General features: G+C 59.7%; 14 protein-coding genes. 7 read left to right on the forward strand and 7 right to left on the reverse strand.

Going from position 1 to position 12,482, the window contains the following annotated elements:
- Positions 1 to 185 precede the first annotated feature (185 nt).
- From QMX86_RS16980 to QMX86_RS17005, 6 genes are all read right to left on the reverse strand, one after another.
- The gene (locus QMX86_RS16980) at positions 186 to 971 is read right to left on the reverse strand and encodes a transporter substrate-binding domain-containing protein (RefSeq protein ID WP_125918358.1); all 786 of its coding nucleotides are present in this window, start codon (positions 969 to 971) and stop codon (positions 186 to 188) included.
- A gap of 58 nt (positions 972 to 1,029) precedes the next feature.
- Positions 1,030 to 1,899: a copper homeostasis membrane protein CopD gene (gene copD / locus QMX86_RS16985; RefSeq protein WP_282384906.1), complete on the reverse strand. Its 870-nt coding sequence runs from the start codon at positions 1,897 to 1,899 to the stop codon at positions 1,030 to 1,032.
- Positions 1,900 to 1,902: 3 nt separating this feature from the next.
- Positions 1,903 to 2,277 carry a copper homeostasis periplasmic binding protein CopC gene (gene copC, locus QMX86_RS16990; RefSeq protein WP_282384905.1) on the reverse strand — a complete coding sequence of 125 codons (375 nt, stop codon included), beginning with the start codon at positions 2,275 to 2,277 and terminating at the stop codon, positions 1,903 to 1,905.
- Between the two features lie 32 nt (positions 2,278 to 2,309).
- On the reverse strand, positions 2,310 to 3,179 hold the full coding sequence (locus QMX86_RS16995) for a copper resistance protein B (RefSeq protein ID WP_282384904.1): 870 nt from the start codon (positions 3,177 to 3,179) through the stop codon (positions 2,310 to 2,312).
- Between the two features lie 11 nt (positions 3,180 to 3,190).
- A complete protein-coding gene (locus QMX86_RS17000) occupies positions 3,191 to 4,888 on the reverse strand; it encodes a copper resistance system multicopper oxidase (RefSeq protein WP_282384903.1) in 1,698 nt (565 codons plus the stop codon).
- 102 nt (positions 4,889 to 4,990) lie between these two features.
- Positions 4,991 to 5,461, reverse strand: coding sequence for a hypothetical protein (locus tag QMX86_RS17005; RefSeq protein ID WP_071173016.1), 471 nt, complete (start codon positions 5,459 to 5,461; stop codon positions 4,991 to 4,993).
- Between the two features lie 164 nt (positions 5,462 to 5,625).
- On the opposite strand from QMX86_RS17005, the gene QMX86_RS17010 reads away from it, so the two are divergent.
- The 4 genes from QMX86_RS17010 (at position 5,626) to QMX86_RS17025 (ending at position 8,180) form a co-directional block, all read left to right on the forward strand.
- A complete protein-coding gene (locus tag QMX86_RS17010) occupies positions 5,626 to 6,294 on the forward strand; it encodes a ribonuclease T2 (RefSeq protein WP_282384902.1) in 669 nt (222 codons plus the stop codon).
- 104 nt (positions 6,295 to 6,398) lie between these two features.
- Positions 6,399 to 6,926 carry a PAAR domain-containing protein gene (locus QMX86_RS17015; protein WP_282384924.1) on the forward strand — a complete coding sequence of 176 codons (528 nt, stop codon included), beginning with the start codon at positions 6,399 to 6,401 and terminating at the stop codon, positions 6,924 to 6,926.
- A 4-nt stretch (positions 6,927 to 6,930) separates the two neighbouring features.
- Positions 6,931 to 7,659 (forward strand): alpha/beta hydrolase, encoded by a 729-nt coding sequence (locus QMX86_RS17020; protein WP_073471407.1) that lies wholly within the window; start codon positions 6,931 to 6,933, stop codon positions 7,657 to 7,659.
- Entirely contained in the window at positions 7,659 to 8,180 is a 522-nt protein-coding gene (locus tag QMX86_RS17025; RefSeq protein WP_038861910.1) for a hypothetical protein, read from the forward strand. Before QMX86_RS17020 ends, QMX86_RS17025 begins: the two co-directional genes overlap by 1 nt.
- A 15-nt stretch (positions 8,181 to 8,195) precedes the next feature.
- Here the strand turns inward: QMX86_RS17025 and QMX86_RS17030 are convergent, their stop codons facing one another.
- On the reverse strand, positions 8,196 to 9,053 hold the full coding sequence (locus tag QMX86_RS17030) for a LysR substrate-binding domain-containing protein (protein WP_073471406.1): 858 nt from the start codon (positions 9,051 to 9,053) through the stop codon (positions 8,196 to 8,198).
- Between the two features lie 109 nt (positions 9,054 to 9,162).
- Here QMX86_RS17030 and QMX86_RS17035 point away from each other — a divergent pair, with 109 nt between their 5' ends.
- From QMX86_RS17035 to QMX86_RS17045, 3 genes are all read left to right on the forward strand, one after another.
- Positions 9,163 to 9,870, forward strand: a complete 708-nt coding sequence (locus QMX86_RS17035; protein WP_282384899.1) for a haloacid dehalogenase type II — start codon at positions 9,163 to 9,165, stop codon at positions 9,868 to 9,870.
- 11 nt (positions 9,871 to 9,881) lie between these two features.
- Positions 9,882 to 10,655, forward strand: a complete 774-nt coding sequence (locus tag QMX86_RS17040; protein ID WP_282384897.1) for an aldolase — start codon at positions 9,882 to 9,884, stop codon at positions 10,653 to 10,655.
- 174 nt (positions 10,656 to 10,829) lie between these two features.
- The gene (locus QMX86_RS17045; protein WP_282384895.1) at positions 10,830 to 12,398 is read left to right on the forward strand and encodes a sensor domain-containing diguanylate cyclase; all 1,569 of its coding nucleotides are present in this window, start codon (positions 10,830 to 10,832) and stop codon (positions 12,396 to 12,398) included.
- Positions 12,399 to 12,482 lie beyond the last annotated feature (84 nt).

Raw genomic sequence — 12,482 nt, forward strand, 5'->3', positions numbered from 1 at the left:
CGCCTCGAGAGCAGTAGCGGTTGATGTGCGGTTTGCCTCTCGGCAGAAGCGAACGTGTCGCTGTGATTTCAGTGTAGGCCTTGTCTGCTTTTTGAATCACGGCTGCCACTTTTCTCCACCGCGTGCCGACCGCGTGCATTGAGCGAACCGTTCCCTCAATGCGCGCGTCGGCCGGGTTCCGTGGCTTACTGCGGCACCGCAATCCACTCACTCAACGTCTGCTGATACTTGCCAGTGACCTTGCTCAAATGCAGCCACTGATCGACATACAGTTTCCAGCTGATGTCGTCGCGCGGCAGCAGGTAAGCCTTCTCGCCGTATTGCATGTATTGATGCGGATTCACTGCGCACAAACCGGGTTTGAGTTTCTGCTGATACAGCGCTTCCGAGGCGTCGGTGATCATCACGTCGGCTTTGTTGTCGAGCAGTTGCTGGAAGATCGTCACGTTGTCGTGCAGGGCCAGTTGCGCCTTGGGCAGGAAGGCGTGGACGAAGGCTTCGTTGGTGCCGCCGGCAGGTTCGACCAAGCGCACGTTGGGCTGGTTGATCTGGTCGATGGTCTGGTATTTGGACTGGTCGGCGCAGCGCACCAGCGGGATCTTGCCGTCGGTGTCGAGGGTGTTGCTGAAGTAGGCTTTTTTCTGCCGTTCCAGTGTGACCGAGATGCCGCCCATGCCGATGTCGCATTTGCCGGCCTGCATGTCGGGCATCAGGGTTTTCCAGGTGGTCTGCACCCATTGCACCTTGACGCCGAGGCTATCGGCCAGGGAGCGGGCCATGCTGATGTCGATGCCTTCGAAGTCGCCGTCGCTGCGCTTGAAGGTGTAGGGCTTGTAATCGCCGGTGGTGCAGACGCGCAACTGGCCTTGTTGCTGAATGCTGTCGAGGTGGGACGTGGCGGGGTCGGCGTGAGCGCCAGTCGCCAGGGTCAGCAGGCCGCCGAGGATCATCGTGCTTTTTAGTGTTGTCATTGAGATCGGGCTTCTGAAAGGGAAGGTGGCCCAGTGTAGTGAAAGCCTTCCACGGGTGTCATCCCGGGTCCGGACTCAATGTGCCGAGCCACGCCACCAGCGCCACGATCAACAGGGCAAGGGCCAGCTCCATCACCACACTGCGCCGCAGCGCTTTCGCGGCGATGAGGTGCTGGCCGTCGCGCAGCGATCGTTGCAGTGACGGTCCAAGATGAAAGCGGTTCAACGCAGCCAGCACCAGCATCACGGCAAACGCCAGCACCTTGATCGCCAGCAGCAGCCCGTAGGTGCCGAACAGCACTCCGTCGAGCCTTGGGCCGACGATGAAAAGATAATTCATCACCCCGGTGACCGACACCGTCAGCACGATCAACGCGCCCACCCATTCGAAGCGTTTCACTGCATCGGCGAGCAAGCGAAGGCGTGTATCACCGATCCGCCCGCTCACCATCACCACCAGCGCCAGCAAGGCACCCAACCAGGCTCCCGCCGCAAGCAGGTGCAAGATGTCGCTGAGAAAGTGCCAGAACCGCAGCCATCCTTCGTCCATCGCGCCATGCCCGCTCCACGCCAGCGAAGCGAGGGCAATGGCGCCTGCCAACGACGCTGGCCACAGACTCGGCCGGATCACTACGATGGCCAGCGCTGTCATCCGCAGCGCCCACGCCAGGCCGACGTCCGTTTCCAAGACCATCATCTGCAGGTGCGGCCACATCGCCGCGAGCTGTGTTTCGCCACTCATGGCGCGGGTCATCAGCACCAGCCCGGCCACTGACAGTAACGCGCCTGTCACTGCCATGCCCCGCAATAACCGACGGAACCGTAGCAACGTGTTGAAGCTGTACAAGCCAAACAACGCCAGCCCGAACAACAGCAGCAAATCCACATACAAGGCGAACCGCAGGATGATGTTGAGCAGGTCCGCCATTGTTCACTTCACTTTGAACGTGACGTTACCGGTGATCGGGTGCGTGTCGGCGGACACCGCGCGCCACTGCACCTGATAGGTGCCGGCAGGCAGCGGGGCGAGCGGGGTGATCAGCATGGTTTTCGGATCGCTGCTGGCGCTGACTTTGGCTTTCATCGGCATCGGCGAGTGAGCCATGCCACCCATTTCGGTCATTACCAGTTTGGCCCCGGAGAACTGCGTGACCAGGTTCTCGGAAAAGTGCAGCTCGATCTTGTTCGGCGCGGCGCCTTCCGCGCCTTCGGCTGGCGTCGACGAGAGCAATTTCGGATGGGCTTGGGCGAGGGCGCTCAGGAGTAATCCGCTAGCGAATATCAGGGGCAGGGTTAGTGTGCGCATGCAAGGTATCCAATTTGTTTTTTTAGAAGAATTCAGAACCACAGCCTGACCCCGAGGACCAGGCGCGCCTCACTGCGATCCTCGTCTTCTTCGCGGGCGTAGTCGGCGGTGTTGCCGTAAGTGCGATTCCACGTCACGCCGATATAAGGCGCGAATTCGCGGCGGATTTCATAACGCAACCGCAGGCCCGCCTCGGTATTGGACAACCCTGAGCCGATGCCTCGCTGCGGATCGTTTTTGCCGTAGATGTTGAGTTCTGCGGTCGGCTGCAGGATCAGTCGGTTGGTCAGCAGGATGTCGTAGTCGCCCTCCAGGCGTACCGCACTCTGGCCGCCCTCGCCGAGAAAAGCCGTGGCTTCGGCCTCGAAGTTGTACAGCGCCATGCCCTGCACGCCGAACGCGGCCCAGGTTTGCGGTGCGCCGGGTTTGAAGTCCTGACGCACGCCGCCGACCACGTCCCACCATGGTGAAATCGCGTGGCCCCATAGCGCTTGAATTTCCGCGTCTTCGGTCTTGCCGTTGTTGCGCTCGCCTTCAGAGCGCAGCCACAGCCGATCGGTATCCCCACCGATCCAGCCGGACAGATCCCAGGCCAAAGCGCTGCCGTCATCAGCGTTCTGCCATTCGAGTTTGTCGGCAAGAAAGTAGCTGTTTATTACGCTGTCATGCACCTGATGACCGCCGGGGCTGATGAACACCGCAGCGCGGTCGGCGTCGGTCACGGGCGGAATCGGCGTGCGGCTTTCGCTGGGCGCGGCGGGCTGCATCATGCCGTCGTCCATGCTTTGCATTGCCGAATGATCCATCCCGGGCATCTGGCTGTGGTCCATGCCGTGCATGGCGTCGGCAGCCATGGCAGAGGTGCCGGCGAGCAGCAGCGAAAACACGCTGAGTCGAGTCATGATCGGCCTCTTCATTCTTCCACCCGCACTTCGCGGAACATGCCCGTTTCCATGTGATAAAGCAGATGACAGTGATAGGCCCAGCGGCCGAGGGCGTCGGCGGTGACGCGATAGCTGCGGCGGCTGCCGGGCGGCATGTCGATGGTGTGTTTGCGCACCTGAAAGTTGCCGTTTTCGTCTTCCAGATCGCTCCACATCCCGTGCAGGTGAATCGGGTGGGTCATCATGGTGTCGTTGACCAGCACCAGGCGGATGCGCTCGCCGTATTTCAGACGTAGAGGCTCGGCATCGGAGAATTTGATGCCGTTGAACGACCAGGCGAATTTCTCCATGTGGCCGGTCAGGTGCAGCTCTATCGTGCGGCTCGGATCGCGGCCGTCCGGGTCTTCGAAGGTGCTGCGCAGGTCGGCGTAGGTCAGCACTCGGCGGCCGTTGTTGCGCAGGCCAAGGCCCGGATCGTCAAGCTTTGGCGCGGTGATCATGGCCTGCATGTCCACCAGCGGATTGTTGTTTTCACTGTCGGGATGGGCTTGCATCGGGCCCATGGCGGAGTGATCCATGGCGCTCATGTCCATGCTGCCGTGATCCATGCCGCCCATGCCCATGTCGTCCATGCTCACCAACGGACGCGGATCCAGCGTCGGCACTGCTGCCGACATGCCGGCGCGTGTGGCGAGAGTGCCACGGGCGTAGCCAGTGCGATCCATTGCCTGGGCGAAAAGGGTATAGGCCTCGGTTTCAGGTTCAACGATCACGTCATAGGTCTCGGCCACGGCAATGCGCAGTTCATCGACGCTGACCGGTTTGATGTGCAGGCCATCGGCAGCCACCACCGTCATTTTCAATCCCGGAATACGCACATCGAAATAGGTCATGGCCGAGCCGTTGATCAGGCGCAGGCGCAGTTTTTCGCCGGGACGGAACAGCAAGGTGAAGTTGTCATCAGGGGCCTGGCCGTTGAGCAAAAAGGTATACGTGGCGCCACTGACGTCGGCGATGTCGGTGGGGTTCATGTTCATTTGCGCCCACATCGTGCGATCGGCAACCGTGACGCCCCAGCCTTTTTCACTGACGTCGTTGATAAAGTCGCCAACGGTGCGTTTGTGAAAGTTGTAGTAGTCGGACTGTTTTTTCAGGGTCTTCATCAGGCTGGCCGGGTCTTCGTCGGTCCAGTCGCTGAGCATCACCACGTAGTCGCGATCGTACTGGAACGGCTCCGGCTCTTTGGCCTCAATGACCAGCGGCCCATAGACGCCGGCCTGCTCCTGTAACCCGGAATGGCTGTGATACCAGTAGGTGCCGTGTTGCCGAACCTTGAACTGGTAAACGTACACGCCGCCCGGTTCAATGCCGTGGAAACTCAGGCCCGGCACGCCGTCCATGTTCGCCGGCAGCAGAATGCCGTGCCAGTGAATCGAGGTGTCGGCGGTGAGCCGGTTTCGCACCCGCAGCGTCACGGTATCGCCTTCGCGCCAGCGCAACAGCGGGCCGGGCAGGCTGCCGTTGATGGTCATCGCTGTGCGTGCCGAACCCGTGAAATTGACCGGGGTTTCGCCGATGAACAACTCGAATTCGTTACCGCTCAGTTCGTTGACGGGCGCGGCGCCGTCCAGCGCCCAGACCGGTGTCCGCCAGAGCCCGAGGCCACCGAGCAAGCTACCGGCGGCCAGGCCTTTGACAAAAGTGCGTCTTGTGAGAATGGAAGGCATGCGCTGGAAATCCCCGTCTGGCTCATGACAGAGAGACTAGCCAGCCCCGGCTTTCAGTTGGCTGAGGCAAACATTACAGTTTTGTCAGTTAACCTGGGCGGCTTACAGGCTCAACCCTTGCTGCACCACCTGCAGCAGATTGTTTTCCGTCAGCGCGATCGCATCCAGCTCCTGGCCGGTCTCGATAGTCTGCAACCACCAATGGCTTTCGCCATGCTCGTCAACCGTGCGCAGCAACGACTGATCGCGCCCCGGCACCTTGATCTCGACACGTCCGCAACCATCCTCGGTAAACCGCGCAATCGGATCGAAAATCAGACTGTGATTGTTCGCTTCGATCACCAACTGATCGATGGCGTAGTCGTGGCTTTCGCCGTCCGGCGAACTTTCGCAAACGTGCGTAGGATTGCGCCGAATCTTCAGTCCTACTTCGGTGACTGGCTGTAGCCAGGCTTCGATGCGGTGGTACAAGTCGTACACCTGAGCAGGCCAGCAATCGATTTCCAGCGCCGCATCAGCCTGGGTATGCCGTGTCTGCTTGAGTCTGGCGGCGAGTTCGTCTGCTTTACTCATGTCGGTTCCCTTGTTGGATGTCTGCCTGTTCAGCGTAGACCTTTGCACGGCGCAGGGCCTTGCCTTGCGTCATGCGCTTGCAATACAAGCGTGTCGAAATCAGCACTGGCCAAGCCTGGCCAACAACGAAAACCACGGACGCAGGCGTCCCAAGGAACGGGTCAATGAAAAAGCTGTTTACAATTCTGGCGCTGATCGCGCTGACGGCCGGTAGCATCGGCATGAGTTCGGCGCGTCAGCCAGCGTCGAACAAAGCGCAGGCCGAATCGGTGGCGGGGGTGTTCGACTACTACCTGCTGGCGCTGTCCTGGTCGCCGACTTTTTGTCTGTCGCACAAGGACGACGCGCAGTGCACCGGCAAGGGTTATGGTTTTGTCCTGCACGGTTTGTGGCCGCAATACGCCAAGGGCGGCTGGCCAGAATCCTGTCCGCCGCTGACCAGGCTATCGGCGGCAGAAACCAGCAAGGGCCTGACGATGTACCCGACGAAAAAACTCCTCGATCACGAATGGTCCAAGCACGGCACCTGCAGCGGTCTCGGCGCGGAGGGCTATCTGGACAAGTCCGATCAGGCCCTCGGCGCGGTGAAGATTCCGCAGGAGTTGCAGCCGTTCGGCTCGACGTCGTACTACTTCGAAGCGCAGGAGATTGTCGATCTGTTTCGCAAGGCCAATCCGGGTATTCCCGAGGATGGAATTGCGGTGGTTTGCAGCGGCCCGCAGCTCTCGGAAGTGCGGGTGTGCATGGGCAAGGATTTGCAATTCGGCGCGTGTGGCAAAGGGGTGAAGACTCAGTGCCGCGCGGGGGACATTCGGGTGCCGCCGGCACGCTGAGCATCCGTAACGGCCCAGGAAAAGAGGCGCTCGCATGAGCGCCTTTTTTTTGCCTGAAGATTTGAAGGGGAGGGCAAATTCGCGCATGCTGCGCGCCTCAAAGGATCTGCACGACACATTGCAAGGAGCTGTTCATGAGCGGAAAACCCGCTGCCCGCGTCACCGACCCCACCGCCTGCCCGTTGCCGGGACACGGCACCAACCCGATCGTCAGCGGCTCGCCGAATGTCAATTTTGATGGACTGGCGGCTGCGCGCATGACCGACAAGTCCGCTTGCGGCAGTGCGATCAGCGGCGCTGTATGTGGCACCGTGTTCATCAATGGCTTGAACGCGGCGACGCTGGACAGCACCGGTGGCCACGGCAATGTCCTCATCGGCGGTTCAGGCACGGTGATCATTGGCGACACCGTAGTCGCGGCGCCTTTCAGTGGTCTGCTGCCGATGCCGGTGCACTTCACCGACAAGTTGAAACTGGTCAACAATGTAACTGGCGAACCGATGCCCAACCATCCCTATATGATCCAGCGCGCCGACGGGCGCATGGAGCATGGCGTGTCTGATGCCGACGGGTTTACTCACGAAGTCAGTTCGCACCTGCCTGAAACCGTCAAGCTGTTTCTGGAGGAGTGAGGCAATGGCTGCGGAGACGGTAACGTGCGCGAAGGGCAACACTTACAAGCTGCACAAGGAGCATACGCTGACCGACAAGAAGGATGTCAGCGCCAAGCCTGTGCCGGTGGAAAGTACCAAGGTGATCGTGCTTTTTATTGGTGGGGCCGGGGATAAGGAGAGTTATTACTTCTCTGGGCCGTATCGAAATATACAACGGGCGTGGCTGGACTTTAATAAGCGTGCTGAGTCGTTACAAGATGAGGGGAAATACAAGTCGGAGTGGCTGGGCTACAACGAGGTCAGAGGCAAGTCAGATATTCAGCGACATGTTTTGAGTCTGATACCGTACAAAAGCTGCCCTATCTACATTATTGGACATAGTCTTGGGGGGTGGAATGGGGCGCACCTTACGAGAATAATGTCGGAGTGGGGGTACAGAGTGCCTATGCTGATTACTTTGGACCCTGTCGGTGAAGGCGCATTGGTGTGGGTAGGCTCGGATATCTATCGTGAGCGTCCCGAGCCCATTGCGGAGGATTGGATAAACGTCAGAGCGATGCCTACTCAAAGAGATCCTTCAGATGGTGTAGCGGATTTTGGCGAAAAATGGCTCATATCTTGCGGTCCTTCCCTTAATGCTAACGTAGATACCAATCATGCAGACGCTAAAGGTCTATTTGTCGCACCTATCTCTGGAGCTAAATCCGCAAGCGATTTGTTGTTCGAATCAGTCATGAGGGAGTTTTCGTGATGTGCAGATTTTTGCTTTGCGCATTGTTAGCCGTTTGTTCCGGCTGTGCGAAAGACCATGCGAAGCCTCCAGCAAATTTGAATTATGTGTCGGTCGAAAGAGAAAGTTTTCGGTTGTACGCTATCCGATATCAATCGGACGTTGATGTTCTGGATCTTTTTAATCGTGGAGAGGGAGTCGGTATGGCGTCAGGGACGCTTGAGTGTGCCTTGGCGGATGACCATGATTTCTCGGTTGATAAAGCAATGCAATTTTCTGCCGTAGGTTTGATTGATTCAGACGTGAGCAAGAGAGAGAAAGAGAAATCTTCCTATCTCACCAGCGCGTTTCTGGTTGAAACCTCCAGCGACCGTAGTTCACAACGTCACCTGTCAAAAACGGAGCTAAATAACCTCCTATACAATAAAACCCAAATCCCCTGCAAAGTCGTCATCACCGCCTTTGGCTACAAAACCTACTACTCAAACACCATGAACATCCCCACCGCCGACCTGCTCCGCGAAATCAACAAACCCGAATAAAGATCGCCGGGGGACTCAGGCAAATCCCCCCGCATCCACCCCCAATTCCCCGCGCAAAAACTCCACCAGCCCCCGCTGCATCCCACTCAACACTCCCTCACGACTAACCAGCGCCAGTTCCGTCGGCGCCAACTCCGGCAAATCCGTGCACACCTCATGTTCTGGCAATAGCGCCGAAACCGGCAACACCGAAATCCCTAACCCAGACGCCACCGCCGCTTGAATCCCGGTCAGGCTGTGGCTGCCGAACGCTACTCGCCACGGTCGCTGCGCTACATCGAGCAGGCGAATCGCCCGTTGTCGATACAGGCAGCCCTGCGGAAACAGCGCCAGCGGCAGCACGCCGCTGGAGGTGTCGAATTCGGTGCCTTTGACCCATACCAGTCGTTCCGGCCAGGTAGCCCATGCCGGGCCGCTGTCGGGTTCGCGTTTGATCAGGGCAATGTCGATGTCGCCGGCGTCGAGGCGTTGGCGCAGGTCGAGGCTCATGCCGCTGATGGTTTCCAGGCGCGCTTGCGGATGGTTGCGGGTGAAGCCGGCGAGGATCAGTGCCATGCGCCGGGCGTCGAAGTCTTCCGGCATGCCGATGCGCAGCACTTCCAGGTCGACGTCACTGGCCAGCGCTTGCGTGGCTTCGGCGGACAGCGCCAGTAACCGGCGCGCATAGTGGATCAGCAGTTCGCCGTGTTCGGTGACCGCGACGTTCACTCCGGTGCGGTCGCGCAGGAGTAGCGGGTGGCCGACCAGATCCTCGAGTTTGCGCACCTGCTGGCTGACCGTCGATTGCGTGCGGTGCACACGTTCGGCTGCGCGGGTGAAGCTGCCTTCGTCGACTACGCAGACAAAGGTTTTCAGCAATTCCAGATCCAGCATGGCGGCGTTCCCGATAGTGGATTTGCGAATGACGATCGCGTATTTATTTAATTTCACACTATCACCGCACGCTCATAAGCTGAAGTCCTCACTCTGGAGGAATCGACCGATGACCTTGAACAACACGCCGCGCCCGCAATGGCTGACCTTCGATTGCTACGGCACGCTGATTCAGTGGGATGAAGGACTGAAAGCCGTGGTCGAGAAAATACTCAGTGACAAGGGCGAGCACGCCGTCGACGCCGCTAAGTTGATCGAAGTCTACGACCGTCACGAGCATCGTCTGGAACAAACACCGCCGCACCGTTCCTTTCGCGAACTGAGCACACTCGGCCTGCAACTGGCGCTGGCAGAACTGGGCTTGCCGAGCCAGTCCGAGGACAGTCAGCGTCTGGCGGCGGCCATCCCGAACATGCCGCCATTTGCCGAAGTGGTCGACACCCTCGCGCAGCTCAAAGCCTTGGGCTTCAAGCTGTGCATCGTCTCCAACACCGACGACGACATCATCGCCGGTAACGTCGCGCAACTCGGCGGCCATATCGACCGGGTGATCACCGCGCAACAGGCCGGTGCCTACAAACCGGCGCCGCGCCTGTTCGACTACGCTCATGAGCAATTGGGCGTGACCCGGGATGAAGTGGTGCACATCTGCGCCAGCCCGACGCTCGATCACACGGCGGCGCGGGACATGGGTTTTCGTTGCGTGTGGATCGATCGCGGCACGGGTCGTCAGTTGTTGCCGGACTATCGCCCCGACGCGATCCTGTCCAGCCTCGATCAAGTGCTGCCGCTGTTCAAATCCCTCGGCTGGACCTAAGGAGGATTGCCATGGCTCATATCTTGAGCGGCACTGGCAAAGCCAGACCAAGCGCAACGCTGCATCTGGAAACCGAAGCGATCATCACCGCCCGCGACGAACTCGCTGCGTGCTTTCAACTGGCCGCGCTGCATGGGCTGGAGGAGGGCATCTGCAATCACTTTTCGGCGATGCTGCCGGGGCATGATGATCTGTTTCTGGTCAATCCGTACGGCTACGCTTTTTCGGAAGTGACCGCGCAAAATCTGCTGGTCTGCGACTTCGCCGGCAACGTGGTCGCTGGCGAAGGCGAGCCCGAAGCAACCGCGTTCTATATCCACGCGCGCCTGCACCAACAACTGCCACGGGTAAAAGTCGCGTTCCACACGCACATGCCGCACGCCACCGCGTTGTGCGTGTTGCAAGGCCCGCCGCTGCTGTGGCTGGGGCAGACCGCGCTGAAGTTCTACGGACGGACGGCGGTGGACGAGGATTACAACGGCCTCGCACTGGACGCATCCGAAGGCGATCGCATCGCCAGCGTCATGGGCGACGCCGACATTCTCTTTCTGAAAAACCACGGTGTGATTGTCGCCGCGCCGACCATTGCCGAAGCCTGGGACGATCTGTATTACCTGGAACGCGCTGCGCAGGTGCAGCTGCTGGCGATGGCAACCCAACGTGAATTGAAACCGGTGCCTCATGCGATTGCGCAGCGCGCCTATGAACAGATGCGTGAAGGCGATGCACAAAGTGCCCGCGCACACTTGACCAGCGCGATGCGACGCCTGGCCCTGCACAACTGATTAACCGTAAAGAAGCAATCGTAAATAAATCGACGAAAAGCGATCATCCAAACTCGCGACGCGCCGATAACTGGGCGGGAGGCGGGCGTTTGCCCGGTACATCCCGGTGGGCTACGCTCACACATACAAGGGTTTCGGGCTCGCGCCCCTGTCGTACCTGCCCAGGACATGCTTTTGCCAATCCCCATTCACGATCCGCATCAGGCCCCCGGCACGCTCAAACGGTTGCCGCTTCGCAAAGCGGCGGTGCTGTTTATCGTTGCGGTGAGCCTGTGCCTGTGCGGTCTGCTGTACCTGCAATTGGAGCAGTCGCGGCGTCAGGATCTGGCAGTGGCGAAGATGGCTTCGGGCAACCTGACCCGGGCCATGGCGCAGCAGGCCGAGGACACTGTGCGTGCAGCGGATCTGGTAATGACCAGCCTGGTCGACTGGATTCAGGACGATGGTTACGGGGCGGCGCAGCGACCCCGGTTACAGCGGATCTTTGCCCGCCGCGCGCAGCAACTGGATCAGCTGCATGGCATCTTTCTCTTCGATCGCGAAGGGCAGTGGATCATCACCTCGTTCGCCGATCTGCCTCGTGGCAACGGCGTGGCCGATCGCGAGTATTTCAAGTTCCATCAGCAGAATGCTTCGACCGTTGCGCACATCGGCCCGGCGATTCGCAGCCGCGAAAACGGCGAGTGGATCATTCCGATTTCCAGACGCGTCAACGACCAGCTCGGCAACTTTCAGGGCGTGCTGATGGCGGGCATCCGCATGTCCTACTTCGATCAGTTCTTCAAAAGCTTCAGCCTCGATGACAGCGGCATCATGTTTCTGGCGCTGACCGACGGCACCTTGCTGGCGCGACGGCCCTTTGATGAGTCGTTGATCAATACCTCGGTGGCCCACGGCGAGATCTATCAAACCCTGCTGCCGAACGCTAACGCTGGCACCGCGATGCTCAACTCCGTGGTCGACGGCGTGACCCGCTTGTATGGCTATCGACAGCTCGCCTCGTATCCGCTGGTGGTCTCTGCTGCGACGTCGCAAGACACGATTCTGCAGGGCTGGTATGACCGCGCATTTCAGTCCAGCGTGATTGTCGCGCTGGTGATTCTCGGGGTTGGCCTGTTCGGCTGGGTGTTCATTCATCAGGTGCGCGACGGCGAGCGTATCGAGAAAAATCTGCGCAAGGCGCAACTGGCGCTGGAGCAGATCGCCACCCACGACAGCCTGACCGGGTTGGCCAATCGGCGCTTGTTCGAGCGCTCGCTGGACATTGAATTTGCCCGGGGCGCGCGCCAGGTCAGCCCGGTCAGCCTGATCATGCTCGATATCGATTTCTTCAAGCGCTACAACGACGCGTACGGCCATGTCGCCGGCGATCAATGCCTGGCGCAGGTGGCGCAAGTGGTGAAGGCCTGCTGCCAGCGCAAGTCGGATCTGGCGGTGCGTTATGGCGGCGAAGAGTTTGCCGTGCTGTTGCCGGACACGGACATCAACGGCGCGCTGGCGATAGCCGGGCAGATTCGCCGCAGCGTGATCGACAAGCACATCGTCCACAGTGGGTCGCCGACCGGTTATCTCACCGTGAGCCTGGGCTGTTATGCGTTTATTCCGCACGGCAACGACAGCCCGCAAGTGTTTATCCAGCGCGCTGACGCGGCGTTGTATCAGGCGAAAAATGCCGGACGCAATCGCGCGGCGGTGTATGCGCCGGAAGAAGGTTTTGCCGAACTGATGCGTTCGGATCGCTGATCTCAGTCACACTGTTGAGCAAATGTGGGAGCGGGGCTGGGTGGGCGGGGGGGGCGCCCCGGGGCCCAAAAAAGGGGGGGGAAA

The sequence above is a fragment of the Pseudomonas sp. PS01270 genome, assembly GCF_029959775.1.
In the GTDB taxonomy this organism is placed as follows: Bacteria; Pseudomonadota; Gammaproteobacteria; order Pseudomonadales; family Pseudomonadaceae; genus Aquipseudomonas; species Aquipseudomonas atacamensis.